The 16,995-nt window shown below is 58.6% G+C and carries 17 protein-coding genes and 1 tRNA gene; all 18 read right to left on the bottom strand.

The genetic code is table 11. From position 1 onward, the window contains the following. Position 1: 1 nt before the first annotated feature. Entirely contained in the window at positions 2 to 1,468 is a 1,467-nt protein-coding gene (locus tag J5276_RS19595) for an aldehyde dehydrogenase (RefSeq protein WP_065704548.1), read from the bottom strand. A 4-nt stretch (positions 1,469 to 1,472) separates the two neighbouring features. Next, a complete protein-coding gene (locus J5276_RS19600; RefSeq protein ID WP_035199716.1) occupies positions 1,473 to 2,513 on the bottom strand; it encodes an LLM class flavin-dependent oxidoreductase in 1,041 nt (346 codons plus the stop codon). Next, positions 2,510 to 3,448 (bottom strand): flavin reductase family protein, encoded by a 939-nt coding sequence (locus J5276_RS19605; RefSeq protein ID WP_035199719.1) that lies wholly within the window; start codon positions 3,446 to 3,448, stop codon positions 2,510 to 2,512. Before J5276_RS19605 ends, J5276_RS19600 begins: the two co-directional genes overlap by 4 nt. Beyond that, entirely contained in the window at positions 3,445 to 4,290 is an 846-nt protein-coding gene (locus tag J5276_RS19610) for an alpha/beta fold hydrolase (protein ID WP_035199722.1), read from the bottom strand. The genes J5276_RS19605 and J5276_RS19610 overlap by 4 nt, the downstream gene beginning before the upstream one ends. 11 nt (positions 4,291 to 4,301) lie before the next feature. Continuing rightward, positions 4,302 to 4,904, bottom strand: coding sequence for an amino acid synthesis family protein (locus J5276_RS19615; RefSeq protein WP_003511499.1), 603 nt, complete (start codon positions 4,902 to 4,904; stop codon positions 4,302 to 4,304). 118 nt (positions 4,905 to 5,022) lie between these two features. Further along, positions 5,023 to 6,201 (bottom strand): iron-containing alcohol dehydrogenase, encoded by a 1,179-nt coding sequence (locus tag J5276_RS19620; protein ID WP_038494319.1) that lies wholly within the window; start codon positions 6,199 to 6,201, stop codon positions 5,023 to 5,025. A gap of 97 nt (positions 6,202 to 6,298) precedes the next feature. Continuing rightward, complete coding sequence (locus J5276_RS19625; RefSeq protein WP_025595347.1) at positions 6,299 to 7,030, bottom strand: amino acid ABC transporter ATP-binding protein; 732 nt, start codon at positions 7,028 to 7,030, stop codon at positions 6,299 to 6,301. 29 nt (positions 7,031 to 7,059) lie between these two features. Then, complete coding sequence (locus J5276_RS19630; protein ID WP_003511502.1) at positions 7,060 to 7,749, bottom strand: amino acid ABC transporter permease; 690 nt, start codon at positions 7,747 to 7,749, stop codon at positions 7,060 to 7,062. Positions 7,750 to 7,825: 76 nt separating this feature from the next. Continuing rightward, positions 7,826 to 8,686 carry a transporter substrate-binding domain-containing protein gene (locus J5276_RS19635; protein ID WP_174012127.1) on the bottom strand — a complete coding sequence of 287 codons (861 nt, stop codon included), beginning with the start codon at positions 8,684 to 8,686 and terminating at the stop codon, positions 7,826 to 7,828. 184 nt (positions 8,687 to 8,870) lie between these two features. Continuing rightward, entirely contained in the window at positions 8,871 to 9,566 is a 696-nt protein-coding gene (locus J5276_RS19640) for a GntR family transcriptional regulator (protein WP_003511504.1), read from the bottom strand. A 144-nt stretch (positions 9,567 to 9,710) separates the two neighbouring features. Then, positions 9,711 to 10,595, bottom strand: coding sequence for a formyltetrahydrofolate deformylase (gene purU / locus J5276_RS19645; RefSeq protein WP_003511505.1), 885 nt, complete (start codon positions 10,593 to 10,595; stop codon positions 9,711 to 9,713). A 91-nt stretch (positions 10,596 to 10,686) separates the two neighbouring features. Beyond that, the gene (glnT, locus tag J5276_RS19650) at positions 10,687 to 11,994 is read right to left on the bottom strand and encodes a type III glutamate--ammonia ligase (RefSeq protein WP_003511506.1); all 1,308 of its coding nucleotides are present in this window, start codon (positions 11,992 to 11,994) and stop codon (positions 10,687 to 10,689) included. Between the two features lie 83 nt (positions 11,995 to 12,077). After that, complete coding sequence (locus tag J5276_RS19655; RefSeq protein WP_003511507.1) at positions 12,078 to 13,406, bottom strand: FMN-binding glutamate synthase family protein; 1,329 nt, start codon at positions 13,404 to 13,406, stop codon at positions 12,078 to 12,080. A 16-nt stretch (positions 13,407 to 13,422) separates the two neighbouring features. Next, positions 13,423 to 14,109, bottom strand: coding sequence for a GXGXG domain-containing protein (locus J5276_RS19660; protein WP_035200614.1), 687 nt, complete (start codon positions 14,107 to 14,109; stop codon positions 13,423 to 13,425). 35 nt (positions 14,110 to 14,144) lie between these two features. Continuing rightward, positions 14,145 to 15,050: a glutamine amidotransferase family protein gene (locus J5276_RS19665; protein WP_019564960.1), complete on the bottom strand. Its 906-nt coding sequence runs from the start codon at positions 15,048 to 15,050 to the stop codon at positions 14,145 to 14,147. A gap of 96 nt (positions 15,051 to 15,146) precedes the next feature. Then, on the bottom strand, positions 15,147 to 15,824 hold the full coding sequence (locus J5276_RS19670; RefSeq protein ID WP_019564961.1) for a helix-turn-helix domain-containing protein: 678 nt from the start codon (positions 15,822 to 15,824) through the stop codon (positions 15,147 to 15,149). 296 nt (positions 15,825 to 16,120) lie between these two features. Continuing rightward, positions 16,121 to 16,483: a hypothetical protein gene (locus J5276_RS19675; RefSeq protein ID WP_003511512.1), complete on the bottom strand. Its 363-nt coding sequence runs from the start codon at positions 16,481 to 16,483 to the stop codon at positions 16,121 to 16,123. A 318-nt stretch (positions 16,484 to 16,801) separates the two neighbouring features. Then, positions 16,802 to 16,891 (bottom strand) — tRNA-Ser (locus tag J5276_RS19680). Positions 16,892 to 16,995: the final 104 nt, after the last annotated feature.

The raw sequence follows: 16,995 nt of genomic DNA on the forward strand, positions 1-16,995 counted from the left end.
GTCACCGCATCACGAATGGATCGGGGATCGGGTCATCGGAGGTTCTAAGCCATATGGTCTTCGTGCGCGTGTAATCGAGCGCTGCCGCAAGCCCGCCTTCGCGACCATCACCGGAAAGACCGAAACCCCCGAAAGGCGCAATCGGTGAGACGGCGCGATAGGTGTTCACCCAAACCACACCGGCACGGATCGCCTTCATCAGCCGATGGGCGCGCGTCAGGTTCTGCGTGAAGACGCCCGAGGCGAGGCCATAGACCGTGTCATTGGCCAAAGCGATCGCTTCCGCCTCGGTTTCGAAGGAAACAACCGAAAGAACCGGGCCGAAGAACTCCCTTTCCATGGACGGCGAACGAATGCCGTCACAATCGAGAATGGTCGGAGGGTAGAAATAACCAGCGCAATCCACCGCCAGACCGCCCGTCACCACCTTCGCACCGGCTTTTTCGGAAGCAGAGACCAGAGAGACAATATGCTTGCGCTGCCGCTCGGTCGCGAGCGGCCCCACTTCCGTTGCCATGTCCAGCGGCGAGCCGATGCGGATCGCCTCAGCCTTCGCCTTCAAAATCCCGAGGAAGCGATCCTTCACGCTTCTCTCGACGATCAGCCGTGATCCGGCAACACAGCTCTGACCGGTTGCCGCGAAAATTCCCGCGACCTGCGCATTGGCGGCGCTTTCGAGATCGGCGTCGGCAAAGACGAGGATTGGCGATTTGCCGCCGAGTTCGAGCGACGTGGAGGCAAGATTTTCGGCCGAGTTGCGAACGATGTGACGCGCCGTTTCCGGCCCGCCGGTAAAGGCGATATGGGCCACCTTGGGGTGTGTGGTGAGTGCCGTGCCGCAGGACGCACCGAAACCAGTGACTATATTGACGACGCCGGCAGGAAAACCAGCCTCCTGCACCAGCCGGGCGAACTCCAGAAGCGGCGCCGGTCCGTCTTCCGAGGCCTTGATGACGATTGTGCAGCCGGCAGCGAGCGCCGGGCCGATTTTAACGGCTGCCAGAAAAAGCTGGCTGTTCCACGGGACGATCGCGGCCACCACACCCACGGGTTCGCGCCGCAGCCAGACATCCATGTCCGGCTTGTCGATCGGCAGGTAGGCGCCCTCGATCTTGTCAGCCAAGCCCGCATAATAGCGATAATAGTCCGCGACATAGGCAATCTGCGCCGAGGTCTCGCGGATGATCTTACCGGTGTCACGGGTTTCGAGCTCGGCAAGCGTCTTTGCATTTTCGGCAACCAGATCGGCAAGCCGATAGAGCAGCTTGCCGCGTTGCGTCGCCGTCAGTTTCGACCAGGCGGCATCGTCATAAAGCGCCCGATGCGCAGCCTCTACGGCGCGGCTAATATCCGCTTCGCGGCTTTCCGGCATTTCTGCCCAAGGTTCACCGGTTGCCGGGTCGAGGCTCGAAAAGCTCGCCTCACCATCCTCGAAGCGCCCGTCGATGTAACATTGGAAACGGCGCATCATCTTACTCCTTGAAAGCCGGCATGACATCGGAAAGGAAGCGTTCCAGCGAGGCCTTCTTGCGCTCGAAGCTCATGCCGGTATCGATCCAGAAGGAATATTCGTCGTAGCCCATGGCCTCGTAGGCCTTAAGCCGGGTAATAACTTCATCGGCATCGCCGACAACGTTGTTCTTGCGCATGACATCACCGGAAAGCATGGCGTTTGCGGCAATCTCCTCCGGCGCAATACGCTCGATCAGCCCCTGATGAACGGGCTTTTCGTTTTTGAACCATGCAAAGAAGTAGTTGTAATAGACGCTCATCTCATGGGCCGCCTGGGCAATATCGGCTTCATCGGAACCGACATAGGTGTGGCGCAGCAGCATGATTTTCGGCCGCTGTTTATCCGGATTTTTCGCACAGGCATCGTTGAAGCGGCCCATCAGGGTTTCCACCTCGTCATCGCCTTGCCAGAGCGGCGTCACCTGAACATTGCAATCATTGGCGACAGCGAATTCATGCGAATTCGGATCACGCGCCGCCACCCAGATGGGCGGAAAAGGCTGCTGCAGCGGTTTGGGAGCCGATGTGGTGGCCGGGAACTTGAAGAATTCGCCGTCGTGGGTGTAGTCACCCGCCCAAACCCCTTTGACAGCCGGAATAAGCTCGCGCATCCGCTGGCCGGCGCCCCAGGCATCGAGGCCTGGAAGCAGCCGCTCATATTCGAACGAATAGGCGCCACGCGCGATGCCGATATCAAGACGGCCGTCACAGATCAGATCCGCCATCGCCGCTTCTCCGGCAAGCTTGATCGGGTGCCAGAAAGGCGCGATCACCGTTCCCGTACCCAGGCGTGCCGTCTTCGTACGCCGCGCCAGATCGGCGATCGTTACAAAGGGGTTGGGCGCTATGGTGAAATCCATGCCGTGATGTTCGCCGGTCCAGATGGCATGCATGCCACCACGATCGGCGATTTCGCAAAGCGTTACGAACTCCTCGTAGAGTGTCTTGTGGTCCTGGGAGGCGTCCAGCCGCTCCATGTGAACGAAGAGGGAGAATTTCATGGGTTTGGCCCCTTCATGGAGATGGGATGAACCTTGCCGGCAGTCTCGTTACCGACATAGACGCCGAAGTTGCCGATCGAGCTTTCCAGCACGAAACGATTGACGATATCCGCCGTAGCGCCGGAGTCGAATTTTGCCGAAGCCAGCGCGCCGGGCAACAGAAATCGGCCCTCGCGCGGCGCTTGATCGCCATCGGCAAGCGCGTGATAGACGACGTGTTGGCGCCCATCCGTCTTGTTCTCATAAACCGAGTAGAGAAATCCCGTTTTGACGGAGAGACCCGTCAGGTCTTCGAGACGTGATGTCAGCGCCGCGACCGGATCGCCGCTTGCCACGACACAACCGGGAAGCGACAGCACGTCGTCGCCAACGAGGTAAATCTCGCCGCGCCGTTCCAGAACGGCGCCCACGACGATATCGCCCTCTGCCGCTGCCGATACCGCCTTTGCAGCCAGCATCGGCGTGAAATAGCCGCCGCGCGCATAACCGAGACCGTTCAGGCCGCTATTGTCGAAAGCCTCGATACGGCCGAGCAGAATGACATGATCGCCGGCCTCGATAACCTCCTGCATCGAACATTCGAACCAGGCCGCGACGTCTGCAAAGACCGGGGAGCCCTTCGGCGCATCCAACCAGCTGGCGGTGGCGAAACGGTCTTCGACCGGCCGGGCGAAGGTGTTGGAGAGGTCCTTCTGGCTTTCCGACAGAATATTGACCGCGAAGTTTTTGGTGCCCGTCATCGTCGCGAAATTGCGCGAGCTACGGGCAAGGCAGATCAGCAGCAACGGCGGATCGAGCGAAACCGAGGTGAAGGAGTTGGCGGTAAAACCGATGGGCTTTCCTGCATCGTCCCGGGTGGTCACGATTGTTACTCCCGTAACGAAAGCGCCGAATGCATCGCGCAAAGCGCGCGGATCAAGGGTTGCAACAGTCATTGCGGCTCCTCCTCTAAAGCCAGCCATTCGGCCATCATTGCATTGACAGTTTCAGGCGCGGTCAGGTTGACCATATGCCGGTGCGCCTCAACGACGCGGGCGTAACCGCGCGGTGTGATCGCCGCCATCTGCTCGGCCATCAACGGCGTCGAATTGGGGTCGTCCGAACCCGTCAGGAAAAGAGCCGGGCAGATGACCGAGGGCCACCGATCCGCATAGGTCTCGTCGCCGCCCGCAAATGCGGTATAGGCAACCGCGTAACCTTCGGGATCGACCATTTCCAGCCAGCCCCGCGTCAACTCCCGCGCCTGCTGGCTCTTTGGATCGTCGCCGAACCAGCGTAACAAAGGGCCTTCCTTGTCCACGCCAGTGGTCCGGATGGCAGCCGCGCGTGCAAGAACCGCAGCCTTCGCGGCCGGATCACGGCGGTAGACGCCGTTCAGATAACCAACGCGCGCAATTCGATCTCCAAAGGTTGCAGCGGCACCGCCGGAAATCAGCGCACCCATGGAGTGCCCGGCCACATTGGCACGCGCGATCCGCATATCGTCAAGAAACCGGCCGAACCAGCCGACAAAATCCTTGAGCGAGCTGCCCGCTGGCAGGCGTTCACTGCCGCCATGCCCCGGCATATCTACCGCGATGACACGGTGCGTCTTTGAAAAGATTTCGATCTGCGGCTTCCAGGCTTCCAGCCGCATTCCCACGCCGTGGATGAGGATCAGGTCTTCACCGGCGCCTGCCTCGAAATAGGCCGCCCCGCCCTCGGTCACCTTGCGAGGGAGCACAGCAGCACCTGCCTTTGCAGCATTGACCCGTGACGTGGTGGCGGCCTCCTGCATTTGCATCACCCTCAAACGCCCGCCGGGTTGGCAACATCCTGACCGAGATCCTTCAGATCCTGATACCGGTCGCCGATGCGGTGATGAGGCCTGCCGCCGACTGAAGCACCGAGCGCCACGACGATCTCGTCGGCAGCCGGAGCATCGGGAACGGAGGTCTGGATAGTCAGGTAGTGCGAACGGCGGCCTTCATCGTTCTTGTCCATTAAGGGGATCATGATCGGCGCATTGCCGGGACCACGCGTATTGCAGAAGGCGAGATAGGACTTGGCACCCACAGCCTGACGATAGTGATTGCCGAAACGCAACGTGTGAATGAGCGCGGAGGCATGTTCGATCTCACCATCCAGCCCGACGACGGCCGCCTTGCCATAGGCCTCCACCGCTTCGCCGGAACCCACGGCATCAAGGATCATCTTCGTCAGGAGTTCGCCCAGCACCGGCGCACCGGCGTGGATTTCCGGTTTGAGATCATCCACGAAGCCTTTTCCAGCCCAGGGATTTTTCACGACCGCGATGGCGGTGAACAGCTTCAAAGGTGTCGCTGCGGCCTTGCCTCCTTCAATCAACGTTGTTTCGACCTGCAACAGGGTCTTACGGATCTGGATGGGCATAGGCGTTCTCTCCGATAAATATGATGTCTTATGGTATGCCATAATATGCAGGTGTCAAGTGGCGGAAGTCTGCGGCTTGAAGTTGTGAAAAATAACAATTCTTACAGGAGGTTATGGCTCAAGGCCCTTCCATGCGGCCGTCAAAGGCAAGTTCGTAAAGGCGCGTCATTTCCGCTGCCGTCGGAACCCGTGGGTTATTTGCCGGTGTGCCGGAGGCGAGGCCTTGCCGCACCATTTCCGGCAAAAGATCGAGATAGCGGGTTTTGTCGATACCGAATTCCTGCGGGGTCGGCACCTTCAACCGCCTGTTCAGGTCGATGAAAGCCTCCACCATCTTTGCGCCTGCAATCTGGTCACTGTCCGTCGAACTGGCGCAACCAAGTGCGCGGGCGGCGGCGGCATATTGCGGTAGAGCGGAATTCAACGAAAATTGTGTGACCAACGGCAGCACCATCGCATTCGACATGCCGTGCGGAACATGGAAAAAGGCACCGACCGGCCGGCTGAGGCCGTGGATCAACGCTGTGGATGTGTTGGAAACGGCAAGACCCGCATGCGTCGCCCCGAGCATCATCGCTTCGCGTGCTTCCCGGTTTTGCGGGTCGTTCGCGACTTTTTCGAGATTTGCCCCGATCAGTTTCAGCGCGGACAGCGCCAACGCCTCGGAATGGGCATTACCGTTGCGGTTGACCAGCGCTTCCAGCGCATGGGTCAGCGCATCTATGCCGGTATCGACCGTGACGCGGTAAGGGCAGGTCAGCGTCAGCTCGTAATCGATGATGGCCGCAACGGGCAAAGCGGCAGTGCCGAGGATGAGCATTTTTTCGCTGGCAGCCGTATCCGTCACGACGGCGGCGCGTGTTACTTCCGATCCGGTTCCTGCGGTTGTGGGTATGGCAATTACCGGCATGACGGCAAAATCCACGATCCTTGGAACTTTCAGCGCCCGCAGCTCTTCGCCACTGGTTGCAACGATGGCGCCTGCTTTCGCCGTATCCATGGCGCTACCGCCGCCGAGTGCGACGAGACCATCATGACCGCCCCCGGAAACGCGTTTCACCAGTGTGGCGATGGATATATCCGTTGGATCTTCTACGACATCCGCAAAAATGGCGGCATCGATACCCTCACCGCCAAGCGCCTGCAAAAGCGCATCCGCATGGCCGAGTTTCTGCATGACTGGATCGCAGACGAGTAGAGGGCGCTTCACCCCCAGAGATTTCAACAGTGACGGCAATCGGAAACGGCTGCCACCGCCGATGAGCATTTCGCGAGGCATCAGGACACGGTTTATCATTGCGGTTCTCCGCCACTATCATTCTGCGTTGTTCGGAACGGCCTAAGGCACACGATCTGAAGCGGGATTTCGCCATCCCGCTCCGGTCACCGTGGCGTCAATGCGCCAGGATTTTCGACAGGAACGAGCGTGCGCGATCCGTCTTCGGATTGGTGAAGAAGCTGTCACCCTCGCCGATCTCGACGATCTCGCCGCCATCCATGAAGACGATGCGGTCAGCCACCTTGCGGGCAAACCCCATTTCATGCGTCACCACCATCATCGTCATGCCTTCCTGCGCAAGCGAGACCATGACGTCGAGCACCTCGTTGATCATTTCCGGATCAAGCGCCGATGTAGGCTCGTCAAAAAGCATGGCGACCGGATCCATCGCCAGCGCGCGGGCGATTGCGACGCGCTGCTGCTGACCGCCGGAAAGTTGACCGGGATATTTCTTCGCATGCGCGGTAAGCCCCACCCGCTCCAGAAGGGCGTTGGCTTTGACCAGCGCCTCCGCAGGGGAGCGGCCGAGAACCTTCTCCTGCCCGATGCACAGATTTTCGAGGATCGTCATATGCGGGAAGAGTTCGAAATGCTGGAACACCATGCCCACTTTGGAGCGCAGCTTAGGCATATCGGTCTTGGGGTTGGTCACCTCAACCCCGTTGACGGTGATGATGCCGTTGCCGATCGTCTCCAGCGCATTGACGCATTTGATCAGCGTCGACTTGCCCGAACCGGACGGCCCGCAGATCACGACGACTTCGCCCTTGGCGACATTCAGGCTGCAATTGGTCAGAACCTGAAAGGTCGGACCGTACCATTTGTTGACGGATTGAAGTTCGATCATGCTGGTTGCTTGAGACATCGGACTTCTCCCTAGTGTACGTCAGCCGACATTGGGCCGTAGGCCTTGCCGAATCGTTTCTCGATACGGCGCTGGATGAGTTCCCAGGCGGTCGTCATGGCGAGGTAATAAAGGGCCGCAACCATGAAGAGCTCCAGAACGAGGAACTTTTCCTGGATAAGAACCTGCGTGCGGCGCAGCAGCTCCTCCATGGAAATGATGGAGGCGATCGACGTTGTCTTCAGCACGCCATTGACGGAATTGCCAAGCGGCGGAATGATGATGCGGAAGGCCTGCGGCGCAACTATGTAGCGCATCACCTGCGCCTCGGTCATGCCGATGGCGCGCGCCGCATTGATTTGGCCTTTGGGAACCGCGGCGATACCTGCCCGGACGATCTCCGACAGATAAGCGGCCTCGCAAAGCGACAGGCCGATCAGGGTGGACTGCAGAACCGTCAGCTTGATGCCGAGCTGCGGCAGGCCGGTATAGATGATGATGAGCTGCACCAGCAGCGGCGTGCCGCGAAATATCCAGGTGTAGAAATAGGCCGGTCCGGAGAGGAACCGGTATTTCGACATGCGCATCACCGCAATGACGAAGCCCAGCGCAAGACCCGCCGTCATGGCAAAAACCGTGAGGCCGAGCGTCACCATCGCCCCCTCGAAAAGATAATAATTCGTCAGGTATTCGAAGAAACCTTCCCAGTTCCAACCCTTCACGTCTTTCTCCAATTCATGCGGGAATGGTCGCGGCGAGAACTCTCCCGCCGCGCTGACAGTTCAGATGGAGGAGATTTCAGCCTTCCGGACCAAGAACGGCGAGGTCGCCGGGCGCGATGCTCACGCCATAACCACCCATCAGCTTTTCAAGCGAACCATTGGCCTTCATTTCCTTGAGAGCAGCAGAGACGGCACTGGCGACGTCCTTGCTTCCAAAGGAAAGCGAACCGGGCGTAGGGTACATGCCGGAAAGTGCATGCGTGAACTCGCCGCGATCCTGGTATTGCTTGGCGACAGGATCGATGGAGACCGCGGCCTGAACCTGACCTGCCCGCAGCGCCTGATAGACGGTCGCGTAATTGTCGAACAGGTTTATGGTCATCGGCGCAAGACCGCGTTTCTTGAAGTCCTCGTTCAATTCCTTGATCTTGCGCTCGGCATAGCCACCGATATCGGTGCTGACGGCCTTACCGGCCAGATCGTCCACCTTGGTGATGGGCTCGGATGCACCGACGGCCGTTGAAATGCTGATGGCGAGACTCTCATAGGGGATCATGAACAGGATCTTGCGCCGCTCCGCCGTCACGAACAGGCCGGCATTGATCATATCCCAGCGGCCGCCCTGCAGGCCCGGCACCATGGTGGCATATTCCGTGCTGATATATTCGGGCTTCAGGCAGAGGCGCTTGGCGATTTCATAACCCAACTCGATACGAAGGCCTTTGAGCACACCCTGTTGGTCGGCATAGGCCATGGGCGGCAATGTCGGGCTGGTCGCCATCACGAGATGGCCGGGCTTGATGAGGTGATCGTTGGATATTTTCGGCGTGCAGTCCTGTGCAACGGCCGCACCGGCAAGAAGACTGATGACAAAGCCCGCCAGAGAGGTTTTGGCGCGCACGGCTATGCATTTCCGGGAAATCGGATTCCAGTTCATATTAAGCTCCGCTCTTTATATTATTTATTATGGCATACCATCACACCAAACGGATTGCCCTGTCAATAAGCGGTCATTTGTTTTTCTAAATTATTGTAAAACAACCATAAAATCAAAAAACCGCAGAGCCTGCGGCCGCCAACTGGGCAACCGCAAGACAAGCAGAACGGAGCGCCAAAAACCGTCAGTCAGCCGTTTTTTGCGCGGTGAGAACGGCTTCGGCGATAGCGCATGCGCTGGTGACATGATCGAGAGCGGCTTTGTAAGCGGCGTCCCCGTCACCTTTCCGGATCGCATCGACGATCTTTTTCATCTGCGCCGGACCTTCGGTATCGCGGCTTTTCGTCTTAATCGTCATGGAGCGAAGATGGTTGATCCGCACCGTCAGCAAATTGACGACGCCCCAGGCGACATGCCGGTCGATCTTGCTGAACAGCGTATGATAAAAAGACGAGGTATGCGCGAGAACACCGGGCATATCCTTGGCAACGTAACTTTCGCGAATATGCTCGAGTGAAGCCTCAAGCGCCTCGACAATGGCGGGATCGCGACGCTCCGCACAAAGGCGCGCCGCCATTCCCTCCAGCGCACCGCGGATTTCGTAAATCTGCTTGGCCTCGGCGAGATCGAGCAGCGCAACCATCGGCCCCTTGTTCGGCAAATTCGCCACCAGCCCCTCGGACTCCAGATGCCGCAGGACTTCGCGCACGATGGTGCGGGAAACGCCCAGCTGGGCGCAGAGATCGCGCTCTACGAGGCGATCTCCCGGACGGAAGTAACCGTTCACGATGGCGTCGCGCACCTTGTCGAGCGCAAGCTCCCTCAGCGTCTTGGTCGGACGCTCAACGCGAATGGCAGTTCCCTGCAAAGCACCGGTCATGGTATCACCTCGTTTGGCACATCCCGCTTCCGCCCGCCGGGCGTGAAAACAGGTTCTGGCTCTTTATATTATGGCGTACCAACTTATTTAGCCGCGCACCATGTTTATGGCAACAGCGCGCGACCCGCTTGTCGCAATGCCGCGTCACCCCATCCGTTCCGATGCATAGCTGCCCGGGCTTGGCGGGAAGACCACGGTGCGGTTACCGTTGATGAAAGTACGGTGGTGGATATGGGCGTGGATGGCGCGTGCCAGAACCTGCGCCTCGACATCCCGGCCGAGCGAAACATAATCCTCCGCGCTCTGGGCATGGGTAATACGCACAATATCCTGCTCGATAATCGGACCTTCATCGAGATCGGCGGTGACATAGTGGGCCGTCGCACCGATCAGCTTCACGCCGCGCTGATAGGCCTGCTTGTAAGGGTTGGCGCCCTTGAAGGACGGCAGGAAAGAATGGTGGATGTTGATGATCTTCCCCGACATCGTCTCGCACATCCGGTCGGAAAGCACCTGCATATAACGCGCAAGCACGATCAGCTCGGTTCCGGTGCTTTCGGCAATATCCATGATCCGGGCTTCAGCCTGTGGCTTGTTTTCCTTCGTCACTGGAATGTGGTGGAAGGGAATATCATGATTGACCACCACTTTCTGGTAATCGAAATGGTTGGAGACGACGCCAACAATATCGATCGGCAAGGCCCCGATGCGCCAACGGTAAAGCAGATCGTTCAGGCAATGGCCGAAGCGCGACACCATCAGCAGGACCTTCATCCGCTCGGACTGGTCATGAAGCGCCACTTCCATGCCGAATTTCTGCGAGATCGGCATCAGTCCAGCCATCAAGTCGTCACGCTTTGCTCCCTCTTCGGAAATGAAGCCCACGCGCATGAAGAAACGGCCCGTACCGAGATCATCAAACTGCGAACTATCGACGATGTTGCAGCCTTTTTCAGCGAGAAAGCCTGAAAGGGCAGCGACGATACCTCGGGTGGACTTGCAGGTTACGGTCAGGACGAAGTTCGTCATCCGGCACTCTCTCTGTCATCGATACTGGAAAAACCCCGCGCTGTCTGACGAGCGCGGGGAAAAGCCGCGAGGGCGGCGGGGAAACCCGAACTCAAACGTCGAGCGTTGTCTGGTGCTCCCAGGCAGTGAATTGCGCGCAATAAGCGTTCCACTCGCCCTGCTTGAGCTTGAGATAGGCCTTTGAGAACTCCATGCCCAATGCCTGCTGCAGTTCCTCGTCCTTCTCGTATTCGCGCAGCGCATCGAGAAGATTGAGCGGCAGTTTCGGCGCATTCGTCACGGTATGACCTTCGCGATACATGTCTATATCGTGATGCGGACCGGGATCGGCCTGTGAGCGGACACCCGACAGACCGGCCGCAATGATGATGGCCTGGAGCAGATAGGGGTTCACGGCGCCATCCGGCAGACGCAGTTCGAAACGCCCCGGCCCTGGCACGCGAACCATGTGGGTGCGGTTGTTCCCGGTCCAGGTCACCGTGTTCGGCGCCCAGGTCGCGCCCGAGATGGTCCGCGGCGCGTTGATGCGCTTGTAGGAATTAACCGTCGGATTGGTGACGGCCGCAAGAGCGGAGGCATGTTTCATGATGCCGCCCAGAAACGTCTTGCCCTTTGCGGAGAGCCCGAAAGGCATTGCCTTGTCGGCAAAAGCGTTGACCTTGCCGTCCAGATCCCAGACCGAAATATGAGCGTGGCAGCCGTTGCCGGTCAGACCCTTGAAAGGCTTCGGCATGAATGTCGCGCGCAGCCCGTGCTTTTCGGCAACCGACTTGACCATGAACTTGAAGAAGGAATGTTTATCCGCCGTCTGGAGCGCATCGTCATATTCCCAGTTCATCTCGAACTGGCCGTTCGCGTCCTCATGGTCGTTCTGGTAGGGTTTCCAGCCCAACTCCAACATGTAGTCGCATATTTCCGCGATCACATCGTAACGACGCATCACTGCCTGCTGGTCGTAGCAGGGCTTTTCCGCCGTGTCGTACTCATCGGAGATTTTCGCGCCGTCCGGCGAAATGAGGAAAAATTCCGGTTCCACGCCGGTTTTGACCCGCAGCCCTTGCCCGGCCGCTTCCGCGATGAGCTTTTTCAAAACGACGCGCGGCGCCTGTTCCACAGGCTGGTCTTCCATGACGCAATCGGCAGCAACCCAGGCCACATCCTTTTTCCAGGGAAGCTGGATGACCGAGGAGGCGTCCGGCACTGCGAAGAGATCGGGATGGGCGGGCGTCAGATCGAACCATGTGGCGAAACCGGCAAATCCGGCGCCGCCCTTCTGCATATCGGCAATCGCTTCTGCAGGAACCAGCTTGGCGCGCTGGCCACCAAAGAGATCGGTATAACTGATCATGAAATATTTGATGCCTTTTTCGGCAGCAAACTTGGAGAGGTCCAGTGTCACGTCATTCCCCTTTTTTTGAATATCAGACACTTCATCGAAAAAGACGGCCACATCCTCCCAAATGCGCCCGTCCATTGTGTTTTTTAAAAGCTGCCTTTACCCGGGAACCAGTTTGTTCCCGCCAGCGGAACCTGCGCCATTGCCGCAGCCTCCATGGTTAGAGCCACCAGATCTTCCGGCTCCAGATTGTGGAGATGGTTTTTGCCGCAGGCGCGTGCGATGGTCTGGGCTTCGAGCGTCATGACCTTCAGATAGTTGGCGAGGCGGCGACCGGCGGCGATTGGATCAAGACGTGCGGCAAGTTCCGGGTCCTGCGTGGTGATGCCTGCGGGGTCTTTGCCCTCGTGCCAGTCATCATAAGCGCCGGCCGTGGTGCCTAGCTTCTGGTATTCATCTTCCCATTTCGGGTCGTTATCGCCCAGCGCCACCAGCGCCGCCGTTCCGATGGCAACCGCATCGGCACCAAGCGCCAGAGCCTTGGCGACATCCGCACCCGAGCGAATGCCACCGGACACGACCAATTGCACCTTGCGATGCATGCCGAGATCCTGAAGCGCCTGTACTGCGGGGCGAATACAGGCAAGCGTGGGCATGCCGACATTTTCGATGAAGACGTCCTGCGTGGCCGCCGTGCCGCCCTGCATGCCATCAAGCACCACCACATCGGCACCGGCCTTCACGGCAAGTGCGGTGTCGTAATAGGGGCGCGCACCACCAACCTTGATGTAGATCGGTTTTTCCCAATCGGTGATTTCGCGCAGTTCAAGGATCTTGATTTCCAGATCGTCCGGGCCGGTCCAATCAGGATGACGGCAGGCGGAACGTTGGTCGATGCCCTTCGGCAAATTGCGCATATTGGCGACGCGATCGGAAATCTTCTGGCCAAGCAGCATGCCGCCGCCGCCCGGTTTCGCGCCTTGGCCGACGACCACCTCGATGGCGTCCGCACGGCGCAAATCCTTGGGGTTCATGCCATAACGCGACGGCAGATACTGATAGACCAGCGTCTGGCTGTGGCCGCGTTCCTCATCCGTCATGCCGCCATCGCCCGTCGTGGTGGACGTGCCGGCAATGGTCGCGCCACGGCCGAGCGCTTCCTTGGCGTTGCCGGAAAGCGCGCCGAAGCTCATGCCGGCAATGGTGATCGGCGTTTTCAGCGTGATCGGCTTCTTGGCAAAGCGCGTGCCAAGGGTGACGGTCGTATCGCACTTCTCGCGATAACCTTCGAGCGGATAACGCGAGATGGACGCGCCGAGAAACAGCAGGTCGTCGAAATGCGGCACCTTGCGCTTCGTGCCTGCGCCGCGAATATCATAGATGCCGGTCGCAGCCGCACGGCGGATTTCCGCCAGCGTATGATCATCGAAAGTCGCGGACTTGCGCGGTGGGGTGAAGGGGTTGTGATAGCTCATCGGAAAATCCCTCGCCTCAATACGCGTCGGCGTTGTCGATGTTGAAATTGTAGAGCGTGCGGGCCGAACCGTAGCGTTTGAACTCGCTTGGGCTGACATCAGAGACGCCGGCTTTTTCAAGAAGCTCGGCAAGCTTTTCCAGATGTTCGGGCCGCATTTCCTTTTCGATGCAGTCGGCGCCGAGGCTTTTGACCGAGCCGCGCACGAAAAGCTTCGCTTCATAAAGGGAGTCACCCAACGCATCGCCCGCATCGCCGCAGACAACGAGGTGGCCCGACTGGCCCATGAAAGCGGACATGTGGCCGATATTGCCCTTCACGACGATATCGATGCCCTTCATGGAAATGCCGCAGCGGGAAGCGGCATTGCCCTTGATGACCAGCAGCCCGCCGCGACCGGTGGCACCTGCGTATTGCGAAGCGTCGCCCTCGATGACGACGGTGCCCGACATCATGTTTTCGGCAACGCCCGGCCCGGCCGAGCCGTAAACGGTGACGGTGCCGCCATCATTCATGCCGGCGCAATAATAACCGACCGAGCCGCGAACATCGACGATGACGGGGCTGTCTATGCCAACAGCGACGGCATGGTGGCCGCGCGGATTGACAACTTCGAATTCGGTGTCGTTTGTGCCCGAGGAAAGCCCATGGAGCGCGCTGTTGAGTTCACGCAAAGGCGTGTGGGAGAGATCGAAAACTGGCATGGATATGACTTTCGCAATATGCGCCGATGACGGTTTCACGCGGCCTTTTCATGGTCCCAGAAATAGACGGTCGCCGGCTCCGGCTCCCAGACGCGGGCATTTTCGATGCCGGGCAGATTGACCAGCGCGCGGTATTCAGAGCCGAAAGCGACATATTGATCGGTCTCGGCCATCACCGCCGGCTTGCAGGCGATGGGATCGCGCACCACGCCGAAACCGGATTTGGTGCCGACGACGAAGGTAAAGAACCCGTCGAGATCATCGAGCGCGCCGGTCAGCGCTTCGCCCAGATCCTTGCCCTTGGCCATTTCAGCCGTGAGATACGCGGCGGCCACTTCCGAGTCGTTCTGGGTTTCGAAGGTCATGCCCTCGCGTACCAGTTCCCGACGCAGATTATTGTGGTTGGAGAGCGAACCGTTATGCACCAGGCACTGGTCGGCACCGGTGGAGAAGGGGTGTGCGCCAAGCGTCGTCACAGCCGATTCCGTTGCCATGCGGGTGTGGCCGATGCCATGGCTGCCCGCCATGGAGCGCACGCCAAAACGGGCGACGACATCTTTCGGCAGGCCGGTTTCCTTGTAGATTTCCACGCTGTCGCCGGAGCCCATCACCCGCACATTCGGGCGGATGGCAGCCAGGACCGAGCGAATTTCCGTGAGCTTTGCCGATGGAATATCCAGGACCGCGTGGGTGCTTTTCACCGCAACCGAAGCTTCAACACCATTTTCCTTCAGCGCTTCGGCAAGGCCCGAAAAATCGGCGACGGGATCGGCTGACTGGATGGTCACTTTTGCCCGGCCATCGGCAGCGCTTCCATAGATCGCGATGCCGGCGGAATCCGGTCCCCGATCCGTCATGGTCACGAGCATGTCCGAAAGCAGCTCACCCAGCTGCGGTTCAAGGCTTTTGTCCTTCAGGAATAGTCCAACAATGCCGCACATCGACAGGCACCTCCATTCGTTTCTGAATGAAGAGCTAGCATATGGAATTCCATCTCGTCAACTATCAGGAATATTTTTTTCTTCTAAGGCAACTTTTCAATCATTTGTCAGCCGCCTTTGCGGATAGGAAATGATCGACAGATAGCGAGCGGGAAGCTTCACCAGTTCCTCCGGGCCGTGCGGCGCATCAGCATCAAAAAACAGGCTGTCACCCGCCTGCATGGTGAAAAGCTGCTCGCCGTGGCGATAAACCACCTCTCCCTCCAGCATGTATAGGAACTCCATGCCCTCATGCTGGAAGGTCGGAAATACATCCGAGTCCGTCGTCAGCGTGATGAGATAGGGCTCGACGGTGACGCCGCTGGTGTTGTTGTCGATATGGCCAAGCAGGCTGTACTGATGGCCGGCGCGGGTGCCTCTACGCTCGATGTTCACCCCTTGGCCCGCCTTGACGAAGGTGGCGCTGCGCGGCTCCTCGAAGCCACGGAAGAACGCCGTGATCGGCACGCCAAGCGCCTTTGAAAGCGTCTGCAGCGTGGTGAGGGACGGCGAAATATTACCGTTTTCGATCTTTGAGAGCATTCCCACCGATACACCGGTGGCCGATGCGAGATCGGTGACCGTGATGCCCAGCTTCTTGCGATAGGCACGCACCTCATGGCCGATCGCCATTTCGAGATTATTGACCCTCGGCTCGCGAACCGCATGCGGGTCCTGCGACAAAAGCGCAGGCTCGGTCTTTGTGCTGTCCTTTGCCATGTGATCCTCCGGCATAACGTGTTTTCCCTTCTTTAAAGGAAAACTATTTTAATTCAGAGGAAATTTTTACATCGCAGCATCGGTAAAGCCTGCGGAAGGTCAGTACGTCACCCTGCCATCGGAGAGGTCAAAGACGGCACCAGTATAGAGGCATTTCAGTGGACTACGGACACGCGCTGTCCATCGTAGTCTTACGCAGATATTGAAGCTCACCTCTAACACGCCGCCAAGCGGTGCCAAGAATTACCCGGCACCGCTGGATTTCGAAAGGCCCTTCGACCAGTCAATGGCAAGAACCGTTCCTGCGGAGTTCAGGCTTCGACCAGCTCGCGAACATCATCAACGAGAAAATGCACGATCACATAGCGCGTCGTGTATTTCTGACCGCTATCGGACACGCTCTCGACGCTGCCGCCGTCGGAGGGATGCCATTTCTGATAGTGAGGATTGTTGGCGATCAGCGTAATCGCCTTGCCCGAAAACCTGCCGGTCAGCCGATAGCGAGCCTCTGCAAGATGCCAAATCTTTTCAAAATCCTGCTGGCTGATGCGGGCTTTCAAAGCCTTCTTGGATATCGTTTCTTCGGGCGAACTGTCGTCGTGTGCCCCCGATGGAATATGCAGGTCAACCTCTTCCGCGCCGTCCAGCAGAAAGGCAAATTCGTCTGGCCACATCCGTCTCACGTATCGCTCCTCCCAAAGCTTATCGTCCTACAACACAATTATGATAGCGCCTCTGCCGTAAGAGGCAATGGCGGATATCAACGAGCACTTGCCGGCATCCCAATTTTTCGGGAGCGTGGCCATGTGGGCCTCCAACAGGTGCTGAAGATCGCGGGTGGGACGCAACGAAATGGAAGCCAACGGCTATCTCAACCAGTCTGCCTCCGCTGGCGCAAAGCGGCACCGGCTTCGCTAGCGGACTGCAGCATCAAAGCGACCAACGAATGAATCAGGCTATCTCGGAAAAATCTTACGGCTCAGCGTAAATTATGGCGGAGAGGGTGGGATTCGAACCCACGATACCCTTGCAGGTATGCCGCATTTCGAGTGCGGTGCATTCGACCACTCTGCCACCTCTCCGCATGCGCGAACGCTTGCGTTGCGCGCTCCTCATAAACATCAATGGCGGGACTGACAAGGGAAATTTCGTGTTTGTGTCACAAATTATTCGTCCCGGACAAGGC

The sequence above is a fragment of the Agrobacterium sp. S7/73 genome, from assembly GCF_019355535.1.
GTDB classification, from domain to species: Bacteria; Pseudomonadota; Alphaproteobacteria; order Rhizobiales; family Rhizobiaceae; genus Agrobacterium; species Agrobacterium tumefaciens.